The following is a 19,000-nucleotide window of genomic DNA, read 5'->3' on the forward strand; positions in this document are numbered from 1 at the left end:
ACGGCGCGAAGGGCCATCCCTGGCCCTACACGCCTCTCGCGGCATCCATGCCGCTCGTCCCCCCTGCGCAACGCTTCACTCGGCCTCCTGACGGGGCGGAATCGCTGCCCCACCTCTTCTGCACAGGTTCAGGCAATGACCAGGCATCAGGATTGCCGCGCCCTGGCAGGCGCGAGTCACCCCTCGCCCTTTGGGAGAGGGGCGGGGGTGAGGGATGTATCAGGCAAGTGCGGAGGTCTGAAAATACCGTGTTAGGGCGTTTTATTCGATGCAACAACAGCTAACGCAGACATAGCCAATGAGTTCGCCCCCACAATAAAAAAAGCCCGCCAATGGCGGGCTGAAGGGTGACAAGCATGGGGGTGAACAGGCTCAGCGGGCGGCCTGTTCGAATATCACGTAGACCTTGCGGCAGGGCTCCAGCACTTCCCAGGTGCCGGAGAAGCCGGCCGGGATGACGAAGCGATCACCCGCGCGCACCGTCTTGGCGTTGCCCTCCTGGTCGCGGATCACCGATACGCCCTGGAGGATCTCGCAGTACTCGTGCTCGCTGTAGCTCACCGTCCAGTGGCCCACGGCGCCTTCCCAGATGCCCACGTTGAACTGCCCGCAGGGGCTGCCGTAGTGGTTGCGCACGCTCTGCTCGGGGTCGCCCTTGAGGATCTTCTCGGGCGCCGGGCGGTAGTGTTCCGGGGCGGTGGTGGCCTGGGCGAAGTCGACTATCTGCTGGATGTTCATGCTGTTGTCCCTGTTCAGGCGGCCTTGTGGATGGCGTCGGCGAGCGTGCCGACGAGGGTGTCGATCTGTTCCTTTTCCACGATCAGCGGCGGCGACATGGCGATGGTGTCGCCGGTGACGCGCACCAGCACGCCGTCGCGGAAGCACTGCTCGAAGACCTGGAAGCCGCGCTTGCCTGCTCCTTCGGCGCTGGGCTGCAGCTGCACGCCGCCGACCAGGCCTACCGCGCGGATATCGATCACGTTGGGTCGCTCCTTGAGGCCGAGCAGTGCGTCCTGCCAGTAGCCCTCCAATTCGATGGCGCGATCGAAAAGGCGCTCGCCCTGGTAGATGTCCAGGGTCGCCAGTGCGGCGGCGCAGGCCACCGGGTGACCGGAATAGGTATAGCCGTGGAAGAATTCGATGGCGCTTTCCGGACCCTGCATGAAGGCCTGGTAGATCTCTTCGGCGACGAACACCGCACCCATGGGGATGGCGCCGTTTGTCAGGCCCTTGGCGCAGGTGATGATGTCCGGGGTGACGCCCCAGCGTTGGGCGGCGAAGGCCTGGCCAACGCGGCCGAAGCCGGTGATCACTTCGTCGAAGATCAGCAGGATGCCGTGCTTGCGGGTGATCTCGCGCAGTCGCTGCAGGTAACCCACCGGCGGCAGGATCACACCGGCGGAGCCGGACATGGGCTCGACGATCACCGCGGCGATGTTCTCGGCACCGTGCAGGGTGACCAGGCGCTCCAGTTCGTCGGCTTTCTCGATGCCGAACTCCGGCAGGCCGCGGCTGAAGGCGTTGCGCTGGATATCCAGCGTGTGCGGGAGGTGGTCGACGTTCGGCAGCAGGGCGGGGAAGGCCTTGCGGTTGTTGACCATGCCGCCCACCGAGATGCCGCCGAAACCGACGCCGTGGTAGCCCAGCTCGCGGCCAATCAGGCGGGTGCGGGTGCCCTGGCCGATGGCGCGCTGGTAGGCAAGGGCGATCTTCAGGGCGGTGTCCGCCGATTCCGAGCCGGAGTTGGTGAAGAACACCTTGTTCAGGCCCTTGGGTGCCACGTCGGCCAGGCGCTCGGCCAGCTCGAAGGGCAGCGGGTGGCCCATCTGGAAGGTCGGGGCGAAGTCGAGCTTGGCGATCTGCCGGCTCACCGCCTCGGTGATCTCGCGGCGACCGTGGCCGGCGTTGCAGCACCAGAGACCGGCGGTACCGTCGAGCACCTGGCTTCCGTCGGTGCTGGTGAAGTACATCCCTTCGGCGCTTTCCAGCAGGCGCGGATTGGCCTTGAACTGGCGGTTGGCGGTGAAGGGCATCCAGAAGTCGTCGAGACTGTTGGATATTCTGCCCGGTTGCGGCGAACTGCTGTTTGTCATTGTGGCCACCAGAAAAGGCAAGGTGCAGTGTTGTAGTGATTTCGCCGGAGTCTATGTTTAATATAACGAACATGACAAGGGTGTTTGGCCGGCATCTGTAAAATATATTGAAAAGGCTAGTCTCTCTGGTTTAGGGTTGCGAGGATGGCCATCGACAGGTCGGCCTTGCAGAATTTTTGACAGTGCATGCCTGAGCTGGCGGCACTCTTCTAATAAGAGGAAAGCTCCAATGACCACCCTGACCCGTGCAGATTGGGAACAGCGCGCCAAGTCCGTGCAGATCGAAACCCGCGCCTTCATCCATGGCGAGTACACCGATGCCGTTTCCGGCGCGACCTTCGACTGCATCAGCCCGGTCGACGGCCGCCTGCTGGGCAAGGTGGCCAGCTGCGACCTGGCCGACGCCGAGCTGGCGGTCAAGGACGCCCGCGCCACCTTCGAATCCGGTGTCTGGTCGCGCCTGGCGCCGGTCAAGCGCAAGGAAGTGCTGATCCGCTTCGCCGACCTGATCGACGCCCACGGCGAGGAGCTGGCCCTGCTGGAAACCCTGGACATGGGCAAGCCGATCAGCGACTCCCTGAGCATCGACGTCGCCGCCGCTTCCCGCGCCATCCGCTGGAATGGCGAAGCCATCGACAAGGTCTACGACGAAGTCGCCGCCACTCCGCACAATGAGCTGGGCCTGGTGACCCGCGAGCCGATCGGCGTGGTCGCCGCCATCGTGCCCTGGAACTTCCCCCTGCTGATGACTTGCTGGAAGCTCGGTCCCGCGCTGGCCACCGGTAACTCGGTGATCCTCAAGCCGTCCGAGAAGTCCCCGCTGACCGCCGTTCGCCTCGCCCAACTGGCCATCGAGGCCGGTATTCCGGCTGGCGTGTTCAACGTGCTGCCGGGCTTCGGCCACACCGTGGGCAAGGCCCTGGCCCTGCACATGGACGTCGATACCCTGGTGTTCACCGGCTCCACCAAGATCGCCAAGCAACTGATGGTCTACGCCGGCGAATCCAATATGAAGCGCGTCTGGCTGGAAGCCGGTGGCAAGAGCCCGAACATCGTCTTCGCCGACGCTCCTGACCTGCAGGCCGCCGCCGAAGCCGCGGCCGGCGCCATCGCCTTCAACCAGGGCGAGGTCTGCACCGCCGGTTCGCGCCTGCTGGTGGAGCGCTCGATCAAGGACAAGTTCGTGCCCATGGTGGTCGAGGCGATCAAGGCCTGGAAACCGGGCAACCCGCTGGACCCGGCCACCAACGTCGGCGCCCTGGTGGACACTACCCAGATGAACAACGTGCTGGCCTACATCCAGGCCGGCCATGACGATGGCGCCAAGCTGGTGGCCGGCGGCAATCGCGTGCTCGAGGAAACCGGCGGCACCTACGTCGAGCCGACCATCTTCGACGGCGTGGACAACGCCATGCGCATCGCCAAGGAAGAGATCTTCGGCCCAGTGCTCTCGGTCATCGCCTTCGATGACGCGGAAGAAGCCGTCGCCATCGCCAACGACACCATCTACGGCCTGGCTGCCGGGGTCTGGACCAGCAACCTGTCCAAGGCCCACCTGGTGTCCAAGGCCCTGCGTGCCGGCAGCGTCTGGGTCAACCAGTACGACGGCGGCGACATGACCGCGCCCTTCGGCGGCTTCAAGCAGTCCGGCAACGGCCGCGACAAGTCGCTGCACGCGTTCGACAAGTACACGGAGCTCAAAGCCACCTGGATCAAGCTCTGACATCGGGCGGGTAACCGCCCAAGGTCCGCCCTTCCCCAGGGAGGGGCCGGCTCTTTCGAGCCACACCTGCGGCCGGGTTTCCTTTACAGGAACCCGGCCGTTTTGCTTTTTCACCTGCAATGGAGGGCTTGGGCAATGCGTTGGGGTACCTACTTCGCCGTCTGCGGCGCGGTCATCAGCATCGGGCTCGCCCTTGGCGTGACCATGCCGCTGGTGTCGCTGCGGCTGGAGAGTTGGGGTTACGACACCTTCGCCATCGGCGTGATGGCTGCGACCCCGGCTGTGGGCGTGTTGCTCGGCGCCGTCCTGGCCGGGCGCCTGGCGGCACGCCTGGGCACCACCACTCTGATGCAGCTGTGCCTGCTGGTGGGCGCCCTGTCGGTGGCCCTGCTGGCGCTGGTGCAGAGCTATCCGGTCTGGGTAGTGCTGCGCCTGCTGATTGGCGTGGCCCTGACGGTGGTGTTCATCCTCGGCGAAAGCTGGATCAACCAGTTGGCGGTGGAGCAGTGGCGCGGCCGCCTGGTGGCGCTCTACGGCACCGGCTATGCCTTGAGCCAGCTCTCCGGCCCGCTGCTGCTCAGCGCCCTGGGTACCGGCAACGACCTCGGCTTCTGGACCGGTACCGGCCTGCTGGTGGGCGGCTCGCTGCTCCTCCTCGGCCGTACCGGCGCGCCCAGCGTCGATGCCCACAGCGCCTCGGGACGGGGCCTCTGGTCGTTCTGCATGCGCCTGCCGACCATCGCCTGGGCCGTGGTGCTGTTCGCCGCCTTCGAGGCCATGATGCTGACCCTCCTGCCGATCTACGGCCTGCGCCAGGGATTCACCCAGGACGTGGCGCTGCTGATGGCCAGTGTGGTCGTGGTGGGGGATGCCGCCCTGCAGTTGCCCATCGGCTGGCTGGCCGACCGCATGTCCCGACGCACCCTGTTCCGCGTCTGCGGCGTGGCCTTGCTCATCAGTAGCCTGGCGATACCGGTGCTGCTGCATACCGTGCTGATCTGGCCGACCTGGGTGCTGTTCGGCGCCAGCGCAGGCGGTCTCTTCACCCTGGCGCTGATCCTGATCGGCGAACGCTATCGCGATGACGAACTGGTGCGGGCCAACGCCCATATCGCCCAGCTCTGGGGGATAGGCTGCCTGGTCGGGCCGCTGGTGACCGGTGCCGTGAGCCAGTGGGCGACCGGTCACGCGCTGCCGTTGATGATGGCGCTCGGCGCTGCCGGATTCGTCTGGCTGGCCTGGACTCGGGAGCTGTTCGAAGACGGCGTGGAAGCCGTTGGCGACCAGGGGTAGTGGAGTGGGGCCGCGTTGCGGCCCTTCGCGAATGAATTCGCCCCCACAGGGTTCGGACGGTGGTGGATCGGCGCTTGTGTAGGGTGGAAATCCGCGTGGCGGATTTCCACCAAAGGGGATCAGGCGATCCCCGCCGCTTCCTTCAGCCGATACCAGAGCATGCCCAGGGCCAGCAGCGGCGAGCGCAGGTGGCGACCGCCCGGGAAGGTGATGTGGGGCACCTTGGAAAACACATCGAAGCCCTGGCTCTGCTCACCGCAGATGGCTTCGGCCAGCAGCTTGCCGGCCAGGTGGGTGGCGTTCACTCCGTGGCCGGAATAGGCCTGGGCGAAGTAGACATTGGGTTGGTCCGGCAGCCGGCCGATCTGCGGCAGGCGGTTGGCGCCGATGCCGATCATGCCGCCCCATTGGTAGTCGATGCGCACATTCTTCAGCTGCGGGAATACTTCGAGCATCTTCGGCCGCATGTAAGCGCCGATATCCGCCGGGTCGCGTCCGGAGTAGTGGCAGGCGCCGCCGAACAGCAGGCGGTTGTCGGCCGAGAGGCGGTAATAGTCCAGGGCCACGCGCTGGTCGCAGACCGCCATGTTCTGCGGCAGCAGTTCATGGGCCAGTTCGGCCGGCAGCGGCTCGGTGGCGATCACGTAGCTGCCGGCGGGCAGCACCTTGCCACCAAGGGCCGGGTTGAGGTCATTCATGTAGGCGTTGCAGCCCAGCACCAGGGTCTTGGCGCGGACATGGCCCTGGGCGGTATGCACCTTCAGCTCGGGGCCGTAGTCGATGCGAGTGACCGCCGAATGCTCGAACAGGCGGGCGCCCAGTTGGGTCGCCGCGACGGCCTCGCCGAAGGCCAGGTTGAGCGGATGCAGATGGCCGGAACCCATATCGATCAGGCCGCCGACGTAGCGGTCCGAGCCCACCACGCTGCGCATCTCGTGCGGTTGCACCAGGCGCAGCTCATGGCGGTAGCCGAGGCCCTTGAGCTCCTCCATGTCCTCGGCGAAGCCAGCCAGGTCGCGCGGCCGGTTGGCCAGGTCGCAGTAGCCCCAGGTCAGGTCGCAGTCGATGGCGAACTCCTCGACACGCTGGCGGACGATCTCCACCGCTTCCAGGCCCATCAGCTTGAGCGCGCGCACGCCGTCCGCGCCGATCACCGGCTCGAACTGCTCGACGCCGTGGCCGACGCCACGGATCAACTGCCCGCCGTTGCGCCCACTGGCGCCCCAGCCGATCTGCCGGGCCTCCAGCAGCACCACCGAGAGGCCGCGGCGAGCCAGCTCGATCGCCGTGTTCAGCCCCGAGAAACCGCCACCGACAATGCACACGTCGGCCAACTCCTCACCCGCCAGCGGCGGGTAGTCGATGCGCCGGTTGGCGCTCGCTGCGTAATAGGAGGGGGCGTGCCGTTCGGTATGCACCGGGTTGCGAACGCGGGCGTTCATGTGCGAAATCCTGATTTTATTGTGTGGAAAATTTTACGCTCGTGCAGGATAAGGCGAACCCCTCGGCAATGCCAAGGGGTTTGGACCGCGAGTACCAAATCAGTGGGAAATCAGTCGGGAATCGGCAGGTTCAGCGATTCCTTCACCTCTTCCATGACGATGTAGGACTTGGATTCGCGCACATGGGGCAGCTTCAGCAGGATGTCGCCGAGCAGCTTGCGGTACGAGGCCATCTCGTTGATCCGCGCCTTCACCAGGTAGTCGAAGTCGCCCGACACCAGGTGGCACTCCAGCACATGGGGCAGCTTGAGCACGGCGCGGCGGAAGTCCTCGAAGGTGTCGCCGGACTTGTAGTCCAGGCTGATCTCGACGAACACCAGCAGGCTGGCCTTCAGGTGCTGCGGATTCAGCCGGGCGTTGTAGCCGAGGATGATGCCCTCGCGCTCCAGGCGGCGGACCCGCTCGGTGCAGGGCGTGGTGGAAAGCCCCACGCGCTCGCCGAGTTCGGTGAAGGAGATGCGGCCGTCCTCCTGCAGGATTCGTAAAATATTCCGGTCTATCTTGTCCAATTCACGCCGGGATTGATGCTGGGTGCGCATGGTGGATGCCCCTCCGCTGGAGCGCATTCTGCCGAGAATTATCGCCAAATATAGCTAGTTATATAGTGAATATCACTGGTGTCGTCTTCCTATACTTCGCGCCATCGACGCTCAAGATAACAAACGCAGCGGTTTCCCCGCCGCGACTGGAGACAGACATGCGAGTGATGGTCCTTGGCAGTGGTGTGATCGGTACGACTAGCGCCTATTACCTGGCCCAAGCAGGGTTCGAGGTGGTCGTGGTTGACCGCCAGAACGCTGTGGCCATGGAAACCAGCTTTGCCAACGCCGGCCAGGTTTCCCCGGGCTATGCCTCGCCCTGGGCGGCGCCCGGCGTGCCGCTGAAGGCCGTCAAGTGGATGCTGCAGCAGCACGCGCCGCTGGCCATCAGGACCACCAGCGACATCGACCAGTACCTGTGGATGACGCAGATGCTGCGCAACTGCACCGCGGCCCGCTATGCGGTGAACAAGGAGCGCATGGTGCGTCTGTCCGAGTACAGCCGCGACTGCCTCGACGAGCTGCGCGCTGAAACCGGCATCAGCTATGAAGGCCGCTCGCTCGGTACCACCCAGCTGTTCCGCACCCAGGCCCAGGTCGACGCCGCTGCCAAGGACATCGCCGTGCTCGAGGCTTCCGGCGTGCCCTACGAGTTGCTCGACCGCGACGGTATCGTCCGCGTCGAACCAGCCCTGGCCAACGTCAAGCACAAGTTGGCCGGCGCCTTGCGCCTGCCCAACGACCAGACCGGCGACTGCCAGATGTTCACCACCCGCCTCGCCGAGATGGCGGTGAAGCTGGGCGTCGAATTCCGTTTCGGGCAGAACATCGAGGGCCTGGACTTCGCCGGTGACCGCATCAATGGTGTGTGGATCGACGGCAAGCTGGAAACCGCCGACCGCTACGTGCTCGCCCTTGGCAGCTACACCCCGCAGCTGCTCAAGCCGCTGGGCATCAAGGCGCCGGTCTATCCGCTCAAGGGCTATTCGCTGACCGTGCCGATCACCAACCCGGACATGGCGCCAACCTCGACCATCCTGGACGAGACCTACAAGGTGGCCATCACCCGTTTCGACAACCGCATCCGCGTGGGCGGCATGGCCGAGATCACTGGCTTCAATCTGGACCTGAATCCAGCTCGCCGCGACACCCTGGAAATGATCACCGCCGACCTCTACCCGGAAGGTGGCGACCTGACCCAGGCCAGCTTCTGGACCGGCCTGCGTCCGGCGACCCCGGACGGCACCCCGATCGTGGGCGCCACGCCGTTCCGCAACCTGTTCCTCAACACCGGACACGGTACCCTTGGCTGGACCATGGCCTGCGGCTCCGGTCGCCTGCTCGCCGACCTGATGGCGCGCAAGCGTCCGCAGATCAGCGCCGAAGGCCTGGACATCTTCCGTTATGGCAATTCCAAGGAGACCCCGAACAATGTCAATCCAGCGCCTGCGCACTGAAACCCGCTACAGCGAAATCGTCATCCACAACGGCACGGTCTACCTGGCCGGCCAACTGGATGAGAACCATGGCGAGGGTATCGGCCAGCAGACCCGCGAGACCCTGGCCGCCATCGACCGCATGCTGGAAGAGGCCGGCACCGACAAGAGCCGCATCCTGTCGGTGACCATCTACCTCAAGGACATGGCCGCCGACTACGCCGCGATGAACGCGGTGTGGGACGCCTGGGTGCCGAAAGGCGCCGCCCCGGCCCGCGCCTGCGTCGAGGCGGCGATGTACTCGCCCGACGTGCTGGTGGAGATGACCGTCATCGCCGCCCTGCCTTAAGTTTCTTGCTCAGCCCGGCGTTCGCGCCGGGTTTTTTCCACCAGCCCAAATAGAAGAAGCCTTCGCCATGCGTCCCGCCCGTGCCCTGATCGATTTCGAAGCCCTTCGCCACAACTACCGTCTCGCCCGCGAAGTCAGCGGCGCCAAGGCCCTGGCCGTGGTCAAGGCCGATGCCTATGGCCATGGTGCGGTGCGCTGCGCCGAGGCTTTGGAGGCCGAAGCCAACGGCTTTGCCGTGGCCTGCATCGAGGAAGCGCTACAGCTGCGCGCGGCGGGGATCCGCAAGCCGATCCTGCTGCTGGAAGGCTTCTTCGAGGCTGACGAACTGGAGCTGATCCAGGAACATGATTTCTGGACCGTGGTGCACGCCAACTGGCAACTCGAGGCCATCGAACGTGCCAGCCTGCGCAAGCCGCTGACCGTCTGGCTCAAGCTCGACTCCGGCATGCACCGGGTCGGCCTGCACCCGGCTGAATACCGCGACGCCTACCAGCGCCTGAAGGCCAGCGGCAAGGTGGAAAAGATCGTGCTGATGAGCCACTTCGCCCGCGCCGACGAGCTGGACTGCGCCAGCAGCGCCGAACAAGTGGCAGTGTTCGAACAGGCCCGCGCCGGCCTTGCCGACGAAGTCAGCCTGCGCAATTCGCCGGCCCTGCTCGGCTGGCCGCAAGTGCCCAGCGACTGGGTACGCCCCGGCATCATGCTCTACGGCGCCACCCCCTTCGAGCAGGCCCACCCCCTGGCGGAGCGCCTGAAACCCGTGATGACCCTGGAATCCAGGGTCATCAGCGTGCGCGAACTGCCCGCCGGCCAGCCAGTCGGCTATGGCGCGAAGTTCGTCACCGAACGTCCCACCCGCGTCGGCGTGGTCGCCATGGGCTATGCCGATGGCTACCCGCGTCACGCCCCCACCGGCACCCCGGTGAGCATCGACGGCCAGCCAAGCCGGTTGATCGGCCGCGTGTCCATGGACATGCTCACGGTCGATCTCAGCGACCTGCCCCAGGCGGGGCTGGGCAGCCGTGTCGAGCTCTGGGGCAAACAGGTTCTGGCCAGCGAAGTGGCGGCCCAGGCGGGCACCATTCCCTACCAGATCTTCTGCAACCTGCGCCGGGTGCCGCTCGTCTACGACTGATCTCAAGTGATCAGGAAATCGATCGGTTCACCGACGTTATCCGCCAAGTACCTGCTTTTACTGAGATTTTACTTGGGACGGGGAAAGTTCGCGCAGTATTGACGACCGAAGTGTTGTAAATACTGAACGCTGTTGCCATGATACGGCGACCGTGAATACCCCTGATCCCCAAGGAGGATCCCGCCATTGGACGTCGGTGTTCGACTGCAAGCCATCCGCAAGCTGAAAGGCCTTTCCCAGCGTGAACTCGCCAAACGGGCGGGCGTCACCAACAGCACGATTTCCATGATCGAGAAAAACAGCGTCAGCCCTTCCATCAGCTCGCTGAAGAAGGTGCTGGGGGGTATTCCCATGTCGCTGGTGGAGTTCTTCTCGCTCGACCTGGAGCAGGAAAACCAGACCCAGGTGGTCTACCGGGCCTCCGAACTCACCGATATCTGCAGCGGCGCCATCACCATGAAGCTGGTGGGCAAGGCCCATCCCAGCCGCGCCCTGGCCTTCCTCGACGAGACCTATCCGCCGGGTACCGACACCGGTGACGAGATGTACGCCCATGATGGCGAAGAGGCCGGCATGCTGGTGGAAGGCCGTCTGGAGCTGACCATAGGCAACGAGGTGTACATCCTCGAACCGGGCGACAGCTACTACTTCGAAAGCAGCAAGCCACACCGCTTCCGCAATCCCTTCGATGCCCCTGCGCGCCTGATCAGCGCCACCACGCCGGCGAACTTCTGAATTCCGCAACCGCCACGCCCATTTCCCTGCGACAAGTTGGGTTGTTTCAGCGTGGCGGACTAACCGTATATACTTGCGCCCGCCCGCGAAACCGTGGCCGCGGGCGATACTAGCCACGATGAGGGTGTAAGGGTGAACCTAATCAAGAAGATGCTGGCGGCCCATGCTGCCGTATTGGCCCTGTGGGCTGTTAGCGCCCAGGCCGCGACCGACGAGGCCATTGCCGAGCGCATCAAGCCGGTGGGCGAGGTCTGCGTACAGGGTCAGGAATGCAAGGGCGTTGGCGCCGTAACCGCAGCCGCTGGCGGCGGTGCTCGCACGCCGGACGACATCATCGCCAAGCACTGTGGCGCCTGCCACACCGCTGGCGTGCTGGGCGCGCCGAAGATCGGCGACGGCGCAGCGTGGAAAGAGCGCGCCACTAAAGAAGGTGGTGTCGATGGTCTGCTGGCCAAGGCAATCTCCGGCGTCAACAGCATGCCGCCGAAGGGCACCTGCGCCGACTGCAGCGATGATGAGCTGAAAGGCGCCATCAAGAAGATGTCCGGCCTGTAACAGTCCCGACACCGACGAAAAAGCCGCCCAAGGGCGGCTTTTTTGTGCCTGTTCGCTGCGACCTGTTGTCGCAGCCATCGTCCGGTCCGTCCGCAATCGATGAAGCGACCGCTCCGAACTCAGTCGAGGAAGGTCACTTGGCCGTCGGCCAGGGATGCGATCCGCGCCAGGGATTCGATCCGGTAACCCTCGCTTTCCAGCAGGGCACGGCCTTCCTGGAAGGACTTCTCGATCACGATGCCGATGCCGGCAATGCTCGCGCCCGCCTGCTGGATCAGGTCGATCAGCGCCTTGGCGGCGTGGCCGTTGGCGAGGAAGTCGTCGATCACCAGCACCTTGTCCGCAGCGGTCAGGTGCCGGGCCGAGATGGCGATGGTGCTCTCGGTCTGCTTGGTGAAGGAGAACACCTTGGAGATCAGCAGGTCGGTCTTCAGGGTCAGCGACTGAAACTTGCGGGCGAAGATCACCGGCACGCCCAGTTCCAGGCCGGCCATCACCGCCGGGGCTATCCCCGAGGCTTCGATGGTGACGATCTTGGTGATGCCCTGCCCGCGGAAGCGTTCGGCGAACTCATGGCCGACCTGCTGCATCAGGCGCGGGTCGATCTGGTGGTTGAGGAAGGCGTCGACCTTCAGTACCTGGTCGGACAGTACGATGCCCTCTTCACGAATCTTCTGTTTCAGCGCTTCCACGCCCTTACCCTCATTTGTAGCCCGGTCTGTGCCGGGGTGCTTTGGTTACGACTTCTTCAGCATGGCACGGATGTCGGCCAGGGCCGTGTTGCCGCGCGCGGCCTTCACTTCCACTGGCGCGTCTTCCATGCCTTCCCATTCCAGGTCTTCCTGGGGCAATTCCTCGAGGAACCGGCTGGGGGAGCAATCGATGATTTCGCCGTACTGCTTGCGCTTGGCGGCGAAGGTCATGGCCAGGTTCTGCCGCGCGCGGGTGATGCCCACGTAGGCCAGGCGGCGTTCTTCTTCGATGGTGTCGGCTTCGATACTGGAGCGGTGGGGGAGGATCTCCTCCTCCACGCCCATGATGAAGACATAGGGGAACTCCAGGCCCTTGGAGGCGTGCAGGGTCATCATCTGCACGCCATCGGCGCCGTCTTCCTCTTCCTGCTGGCGCTCGAGCATGTCGCGCAGCACCAGCTTGGCGATGGCTTCCTCGATAGTCATGCCGCCTTCCTCGTCCCGCTCGAGGGTGTTCTTCAACGCCTCGACGAGGAACCAGACGTTACCCATGCGGAAATCGGCGACCTTGTCGCTGGAAGCGTTCTGGCGTATCCAGTTCTCGTAGTCGATGTCCATCACCATGCTGCGCAGCGCGGCGATGGGGTCGTTCTGCGCGCACTGCTGGCGCACCCCGTCCATGAAGCGCTTGAAGCGCTGCAGGCGCTCGGTGAAGCGGCCGTCCAGGTGCTCGGCCAGGCCCATCTCGTCGCTGGCCGCGTACATCGAGATGCCGCGCTCGGTGGCGTAGTTGCCGAGCTTCTCCAGGGTGGTGGAGCCGATTTCCCGGCGCGGCACGTTGATCACCCGGAGGAAGGCGTTGTCGTCGTCCGGGTTCACCAGCAGGCGGAAGTAGGACATCAGGTCCTTCACTTCCTGGCGGCCAAAGAAGCTGGTGCCGCCGGACAGGCGATAGGGCACCTGGTGGTGCTGGAGCTTGAGCTCCATCAGCTTGGCCTGGTGGTTGCCCCGGTAAAGGATGGCGAACTCACTGTAAGGGCGCTGGGTGCGCAGGTGCAGGGTGAGGATTTCCATGGCGATGCGCTCGGCCTCGGCGTCCTCGTTGCGGCAGCGGATCACCCGGATCGGGTCGCCCACGCCCATCTCGCTCCACAGCTGCTTCTCGAACACGTGGGGGTTGTTGGCGATGAGGATGTTGGCGCATTTGAGGATGCGGCTGGTGGAGCGGTAGTTCTGCTCCAGCATCACCACCTTAAGCGACGGGAAATCTTCCTTCAGCTGCATCAGGTTTTCCGGGCGCGCACCGCGCCAGGCGTAGATCGACTGGTCGTCGTCACCCACCACGGTGAACTGCGCGCGGTGCTGCACCAGCAGCTTCACCAGCAGGTACTGGCTGGCGTTGGTGTCCTGGTATTCGTCCACCAGCATGTAGCGCACGCGCTGCTGCCACTTTTCCAGGATGTCGGGGTTGTCCTGGAACAGCTTCACCGGCATCAGGATCAGGTCGTCGAAGTCCACCGCGTTGTACGCCTTGAGCGTGCGCTGGTAGTGCAGGTAGACGACGGCGGCGGTCTGCTCCTTCGGGTTGCGCGCCTTGGCCAGCGCCTCCTCCGGCATGATCAGGTCGTTCTTCCAGTTGCCGATGTAGCCCTTGATCTCGTCGACACCATCATCCCCGGCATATTCCTTCTGCATGATGTCGGTCAGCAGCGCCTTGATGTCCGACTCGTCGAAGATCGAGAACCCCGGCTTGTAGCCCAGGCGCGAGTGCTCCTTGCGGATGATGTTCAGGCCGAGGTTGTGGAAGGTCGAGACCGTCAGGCCCTTGCCCTCGCTGCCGCGCAGGAGGGAGCTGACGCGCTCCTTCATCTCGCGCGCCGCCTTGTTGGTGAAGGTCACCGCGACGATGTGCTGCGCGCGGATGCCGCACTGCTGCACCAGGTAGGCGATCTTGCGGGTGATCACGCTGGTCTTGCCGGAGCCGGCGCCGGCGAGCACCAGGAGCGGACCACCGACGAAGTTCACGGCTTCCTGCTGCCGGGGGTTGAGTCGGGACATGCTGGGGCTGGATCAAGGCGAATGGCCGCGCATTCTAGCAGGCCGGCCGGGGTGTACCGAAGTACCTCTGGGCAACTGTGACGCATCGCCCCTTGCCGGTGGGTAGTGCTTGGAAAATTCCGTGCAAGCAGTACGATGGTCCCGCCTGTGCCGGCGTTCCGGGAAGGCTGCGCAGGGACGCGTGGAAAGAATGACGCCAGAAATGGCGCAACCCGGCGCGAAAGCGCCGTAGTCTCTGTGACCCTGGGGAGGTCATTTGTCCGCGCTCGTTGAGCCCATGCGCATGCTCCTGCTGGCGGATACGCCGGCCTGGGCGGAACCCCTACGCGAGCTGCTGGCCGCGATGGGCAGCGCGTCCCCGTTGATCACCGCGGGCTCCTGGGATGCCGCCAGCAGCGTGGCGGACGAACTCGACTGCTCCCTGGTGTTCTGCACCCCGCGCCTGCTTCCGGCCGCCGGGCGTTGCCCGCTGCCGATCATCCTGCTGCTGGAGGAGGAGCCCTTTGATGCACCCCAGGGGGTAAGCGACTGGCTGGTGCGTGAACACCTCAACACCGACACCCTGCGTCGCACCCTCCGCCATGTGCGCGAGCGGCGCAACCTGCAGCACGCCCTGGAACGCCTGGCCGAACAGGACCCGCTCACCGGCATCGCCAACCGCCAGGGATTCCAGACCCTGCTGGCGGCGCGTCTTGTGGAATACGAAGGGTGTGGCCTGGCCCTCGGCCACCTGGACCTGGACAACTTCCGCCACGCCAACGACTCCCTCGGCTATCAGGCCGGCGACCGCCTGATCCTGCAGGTGGTGGCGCGGCTCAAAGGGCAGCTGCGCGCCGGCGACCAGCTGGCGCGCCTGGGGGGCGATGAGTTCGCCCTGCTGCTGGACGTCCGTCGTGACCCGACCCGCGCCGAACAGGTCGCCGAACGCATCGCCGAAGCCCTGGCCGAGCCCTACCAGGTGGACGGCGAAAGCCTGCTGCTGGGCTGTAGCCTCGGCATCGCCCACTCCCGCGCCAGCCAAGGCGCCGATCCGCTGATGTGGCACGCCCATATCGCCATGCAGCAAGCCAAGGCCAGCCAGGGCTGCACCTTCCATGTGTTCGATGAGCGCATCAACCGCAGCGCACGCAGCCAAGCTGACCTGGAGAGCGAGTTGCGCCGCGCCCTGCGCCGCGACGAGCTGGAGCTTCACTACCAGCCGCGACTCTGTCTGAAGACGGGCAACATCCTCGGCCTGGAGGCCCTGGTGCGCTGGCGCCACGCCGAGCGCGGGCTGCTCACCCCCAATGAATTCGTGCCGCTCGCCGAGGAAAGCGGGCTGATCGTGCCGCTCGGCTACTGGGTAATCTCCCGCGCCCTGCGAGACATGCAATGGCTGCGCGGGCGCGGCCTGCCGCCGCTGCACATGGCAGTGAACCTGTCGTTCCGGCAGTTCCAGGACAGCCAGCTGCTGACCACTCTGAGCCGGCTGATCCACGAGCGCGGCGTGGATGCCCGCTGGCTGGAGTTCGAACTCACCGAAACCGCGATCATGCGCCGCAGCGAACAAGTCCGGCAGACCATGGACGCACTGGGCCAGCTGGGTGTGCGCTTCTCCCTGGATGACTTCGGTACCGGCTTCTCCTCCTTCGTCCACCTCAACAGCCTGCCCATCGCCTTGCTGAAGATCGACAGGAGCTTCGTCGGCGGCATGGACGACCGGCCGGAAAACCGCCAGTTGGTGAAGGCCATGATCAACCTGGCGCAGAACCTCAAGCTGGAGGTGGTGGCCGAGGGTGTGGAAAACTCCGAGCAGCTGGCGCTGCTGCGCCAGTTCGGCTGCGACCAGGCCCAGGGCTACTGGATCAGCCGCCCCCTGCCGCTGGCCGAGCTGGCGCGCTTCCTGGTATTCAGCCCGCGCCGGCCGCACCTGGCCACCCAGGAGTCCTGACGGCACTGGAGCTCTGCCCAACCTTCGAGGCTCCCCGTAGGGTGCGCTGTGCGCACCGATGACTTTCGCGCGGGGGAATCGGCCGTGCCCGGTGCGCGCGGCGCACCCTACCGTGGAGGCCGTGCGGGGTCACCGGTGCGCGCCAACTCCCGATTGAATTCATTTCCGTAGGATGGGTGGAGCTTGCGATACCCATCAGCCTTGTCCGCAGGGTATCGCTCCGCTCGCGGAACGCCGCCCGACCCATCCTGCGAACTGGACCGTAGGGTGCGCTGTGCGCACCGATGACTTTCGCGCGGGGGAATCGGCCGTGCCCGGTGCGCGCGGCGCACCCTACCGTGGAGACCGTGCGGGGTTACTGGTGCGCGCCAATTCCCGACACTTCCACTGAATTCATTTCCGACCGCAGCAACCGCGCCGTCTTCCATTCGAAGCCCAGGGTCAGCCCCAGCGCCGCGCAGGCCAGGCCCAGGGCCAGGCCCCACCACACGCCCTCGGCGCCCCAGCCCAGGGGGAAGGCCAGCAGCCAGGCCGCCGGCGCGCCCACCAGCCAGTAGCAGCCGAGGCCGACCAGGAAGGTGGTCTTGGCGTCCTTGAGGCCGCGGATGGCGCCCATGGCGATGGTCTGGGTGCCGTCGAACAGCTCGAACCAGGCGGCCACCGCCAGCAGGCTCACGGCTAGCCGCACCACCTCCTGGTACTCGGCCGCGTGGCGATCGAGGAATAGCCCCACCACCCACTCCGGCGCTACCCAGAACAGCGCCGCGAAGGCCAACATGCAGCCGGCGCCGAAGCCGATGCCCAGGCGCCCCGCGCGGCGCGCTTCCTCCAGCCGGCCGGCGCCATAGTGCTGGCCGATGCGGAAGGTCACGGCATAGGAAATCCCCACCGGCACCATGAAGGCCACATACACCGACATGATCGCGATCTGGTGCGCGGCCAGCGACAGGCTGCCCAGCGCCCCCATGCACAAGGCGGCGAAAGCGAACAGGCCCGATTCCACCGCGTAAGTGCCGCCGATGGGCAGGCCCAGGCGCAGCAACTCCTTGAGGTCGTCCAGGCGCGGTTCGAACAGTCCCTGGCGCAACGAGTAGGCGGCATAGGCCGGATGGCGGGTGACGTGCCAGGCCAGCAGCAGGGCCATGACGTTCATCACCAGCGCGGTGACCAGGCCGATGCCGGCCAGGCCCAGTTGCGGCAAGCCGAACCAACCGTGGATCAGTACATAGTTGAGGGCGAAGTTGGCCAGCGCGCCGCCGATGCTGATCGCCATCACCGGGCCGGGCCTGCCGATGGCGCTGGTGAAGCCGCGCAGGGCCATGAAGCTCATGTAGCCGGGCAGGGCGAACACCAGGGTGGAGAGGAAGCGCATGCCGCCTTCGATGTTCTGCGGCTCTTGGCCAAAGCGCAGCAGCAGCGGTTCGAGGTTCCACAGCAAGAGGCCGGCGGCCAGCGCCAGTCCCCAGCCGAGCCACAGCCCGGCCTGGGTCAGGCGCGCCGCACTCATTGTGTCATTCGCGCCATGGCGGATCGCGACCAGGTTGCCCACGGCGGCGATCACGCCGACGCAGAAGATCGACACGAAGGAATAGCTGGCCGCGCCCAGGCCGCCGGCGGCGAGTTCCGCCGGACCGAGCAGGCCCATCATCACGGTATCGGTGAAGACCATCAGCACGTGCGCCAGCTGGGCGGCGATCAGCGGGCCGGCCAGGCGCAGGATGGCCAGCAGTTCATTGCGTATGCTCTGGGGCATGAGTAAGGCTCACTGTCTCGGAGGGCCGGCCGATTCCCTCGGCCGGCTTGGAATTCGCCAATTCTCCGAGCCTTGAACATCAGGCACAAAAGGAAAAAAATGATGCCACTCATGACTTTGACTCATGGATGGCCTCATGTCCCGCCGCTTGCCCCCGCTTTACGCCTTGCGTGCCTTCGAGGCCGCAGCCCGCCATGCCTCCTTCACCCGCGCCGCGGAAGAGCTGGCCATCACCCAGAGTGCGGTGAGCCGGCATATCCGCACCCTGGAGGAACATTTCTCCTGCCGCCTGTTCGAGCGCCAGGGACGCAGCCTGCAACTCACCGAACCGGCGCGGATGCTCTTGCCTGGCCTGCGCGAGGGCTTCGACTCCCTGGAACGGGCCTGCATCACCCTGCGGATCGACGACGCCACCTTGCGCCTGAAGGCGCCTTCCACCCTGACCATGCGCTGGCTGCTGTCGCGCCTGTCGCGCTTCCGGCACCTGAACGAGGACATCGAGGTGCAGCTCACCAGCGCCTGGATGGATGTGGACAAGGTCGACTTCCAGCACGAGCCCTTCGACTGCGCGGTGCTGCTCAGCGACGGCCATTTCAACCAGGACTGGGAAGTGACCCTGCTGTTCAGCGAATGGCTGATCCCGGTCTGCGAGCCATCCCAGGCGGCCGAGCCCTGGAGCCTGGAGCGCCTGCAGCAAACCGAATTGCTGCACCCCACGCCCGACCGCCGCGACTGGCGGCGCTGGCTGCAGCGCATGGAGCTGGGCGAAGAGATTTCGCTGAAGGGCGGCCAGGTATTCGACACCCTGGAACTGGGCATAGTCGCCGCAGCCCGGGGCTATGGCGTGTCCATCGGCGACCTGGTGATGGTGGCCGAAGATGTTGCCCAAGGCCGCATCGGCCTGCCCTGGCCGACGGCGGTGGCGAGCGGCGACAGCTACTACCTGGCCTGGCCCCGCGCCCGCAGCGGCCAGGACCGCCTGCGCCGGTTGCGCGACTTCCTCCAGGCCGAAGTGGCGGCCATGGTCCTGCCGAAGGTGGAGTTGCTGGGCTAGGTGGAATCGCCAAATCGCAGCCCGGATGAAATCCGGGAGCGGCGGTTGGATTTCCCCGGATTTCATCCGGGCTACCGACTACAGGTGGCCTCGCCCCACGTAGGATGGGTCGGGCGGCGTTCCGCGAGCGGAGCGATACCCATGCGGACAGGG

General features: G+C 65.5%; 16 protein-coding genes. 9 read left to right on the forward strand and 7 right to left on the reverse strand.

All coding sequences use genetic code 11. The features are described 5' to 3' along the window. Positions 1-372: 372 nt before the first annotated feature. Together E8F11_RS14900 and E8F11_RS14905 are read right to left on the reverse strand one after the other, a co-directional pair. Positions 373-738: a cupin domain-containing protein gene (locus E8F11_RS14900; protein ID WP_280289600.1), complete on the reverse strand. Its 366-nt coding sequence runs from the start codon at positions 736-738 to the stop codon at positions 373-375. Between the two features lie 14 nt (positions 739-752). Then, positions 753-2,093, reverse strand: a complete 1,341-nt coding sequence (locus tag E8F11_RS14905) for an aspartate aminotransferase family protein (RefSeq protein WP_280289601.1) — start codon at positions 2,091-2,093, stop codon at positions 753-755. Positions 2,094-2,322: 229 nt separating this feature from the next. Between E8F11_RS14905 and E8F11_RS14910 the strand changes: the two genes are divergently transcribed. Continuing rightward, a complete protein-coding gene (locus tag E8F11_RS14910; protein ID WP_280289602.1) occupies positions 2,323-3,816 on the forward strand; it encodes an aldehyde dehydrogenase in 1,494 nt (497 codons plus the stop codon). A 135-nt stretch (positions 3,817-3,951) separates the two neighbouring features. Next, positions 3,952-5,109, forward strand: coding sequence for an MFS transporter (locus tag E8F11_RS14915; protein WP_280289603.1), 1,158 nt, complete (start codon positions 3,952-3,954; stop codon positions 5,107-5,109). A gap of 119 nt (positions 5,110-5,228) precedes the next feature. Here E8F11_RS14915 and E8F11_RS14920 read toward each other — a convergent pair whose 3' ends face one another. Next, positions 5,229-6,551: an FAD-binding oxidoreductase gene (locus tag E8F11_RS14920; protein ID WP_280289604.1), complete on the reverse strand. Its 1,323-nt coding sequence runs from the start codon at positions 6,549-6,551 to the stop codon at positions 5,229-5,231. Positions 6,552-6,661: 110 nt separating this feature from the next. Next, a complete protein-coding gene (locus E8F11_RS14925; protein ID WP_016495366.1) occupies positions 6,662-7,150 on the reverse strand; it encodes an Lrp/AsnC ligand binding domain-containing protein in 489 nt (162 codons plus the stop codon). A gap of 158 nt (positions 7,151-7,308) precedes the next feature. Here E8F11_RS14925 and dadA point away from each other — a divergent pair, with 158 nt between their 5' ends. The 5 genes from dadA to E8F11_RS14950 all read left to right on the forward strand — a co-directional run bounded on the left by dadA (position 7,309) and on the right by E8F11_RS14950 (position 11,360). Then, entirely contained in the window at positions 7,309-8,607 is a 1,299-nt protein-coding gene (dadA, locus tag E8F11_RS14930; RefSeq protein WP_280289605.1) for a D-amino acid dehydrogenase, read from the forward strand. After that, positions 8,582-8,935 (forward strand): RidA family protein, encoded by a 354-nt coding sequence (locus E8F11_RS14935; protein WP_280289606.1) that lies wholly within the window; start codon positions 8,582-8,584, stop codon positions 8,933-8,935. The genes dadA and E8F11_RS14935 overlap by 26 nt, the downstream gene beginning before the upstream one ends. 67 nt (positions 8,936-9,002) lie before the next feature. Next, positions 9,003-10,070, forward strand: coding sequence for an alanine racemase (alr, locus tag E8F11_RS14940; RefSeq protein WP_280289607.1), 1,068 nt, complete (start codon positions 9,003-9,005; stop codon positions 10,068-10,070). A 186-nt stretch (positions 10,071-10,256) separates the two neighbouring features. Then, positions 10,257-10,805 (forward strand): cupin domain-containing protein, encoded by a 549-nt coding sequence (locus E8F11_RS14945; protein ID WP_280289608.1) that lies wholly within the window; start codon positions 10,257-10,259, stop codon positions 10,803-10,805. 132 nt (positions 10,806-10,937) lie between these two features. Continuing rightward, positions 10,938-11,360, forward strand: a complete 423-nt coding sequence (locus E8F11_RS14950; protein WP_280289609.1) for a c-type cytochrome — start codon at positions 10,938-10,940, stop codon at positions 11,358-11,360. A 119-nt stretch (positions 11,361-11,479) separates the two neighbouring features. Here E8F11_RS14950 and E8F11_RS14955 read toward each other — a convergent pair whose 3' ends face one another. Beyond that, positions 11,480-12,052 (reverse strand): xanthine phosphoribosyltransferase, encoded by a 573-nt coding sequence (locus E8F11_RS14955; RefSeq protein ID WP_280289610.1) that lies wholly within the window; start codon positions 12,050-12,052, stop codon positions 11,480-11,482. 45 nt (positions 12,053-12,097) lie between these two features. Further along, the gene (gene rep / locus E8F11_RS14960) at positions 12,098-14,110 is read right to left on the reverse strand and encodes a DNA helicase Rep (RefSeq protein WP_280289611.1); all 2,013 of its coding nucleotides are present in this window, start codon (positions 14,108-14,110) and stop codon (positions 12,098-12,100) included. A 256-nt stretch (positions 14,111-14,366) separates the two neighbouring features. Here rep and E8F11_RS14965 point away from each other — a divergent pair, with 256 nt between their 5' ends. Further along, positions 14,367-16,040 (forward strand): bifunctional diguanylate cyclase/phosphodiesterase, encoded by a 1,674-nt coding sequence (locus E8F11_RS14965; RefSeq protein ID WP_280289612.1) that lies wholly within the window; start codon positions 14,367-14,369, stop codon positions 16,038-16,040. A gap of 355 nt (positions 16,041-16,395) precedes the next feature. On the opposite strand, the gene E8F11_RS14970 is transcribed toward E8F11_RS14965, so the two are convergent. Beyond that, the gene (locus E8F11_RS14970) at positions 16,396-17,793 is read right to left on the reverse strand and encodes a NorM family multidrug efflux MATE transporter (RefSeq protein WP_280289613.1); all 1,398 of its coding nucleotides are present in this window, start codon (positions 17,791-17,793) and stop codon (positions 16,396-16,398) included. A gap of 136 nt (positions 17,794-17,929) precedes the next feature. Between E8F11_RS14970 and E8F11_RS14975 the strand changes: the two genes are divergently transcribed. Then, complete coding sequence (locus E8F11_RS14975; protein ID WP_280289614.1) at positions 17,930-18,847, forward strand: LysR substrate-binding domain-containing protein; 918 nt, start codon at positions 17,930-17,932, stop codon at positions 18,845-18,847. The last annotated feature ends 153 nt before the right edge of the window (positions 18,848-19,000 follow it).

Origin of the sequence: Pseudomonas sp. BN417 (assembly GCF_029871205.1) — a bacterium.
GTDB lineage: Bacteria > Pseudomonadota > Gammaproteobacteria > Pseudomonadales > Pseudomonadaceae > Metapseudomonas.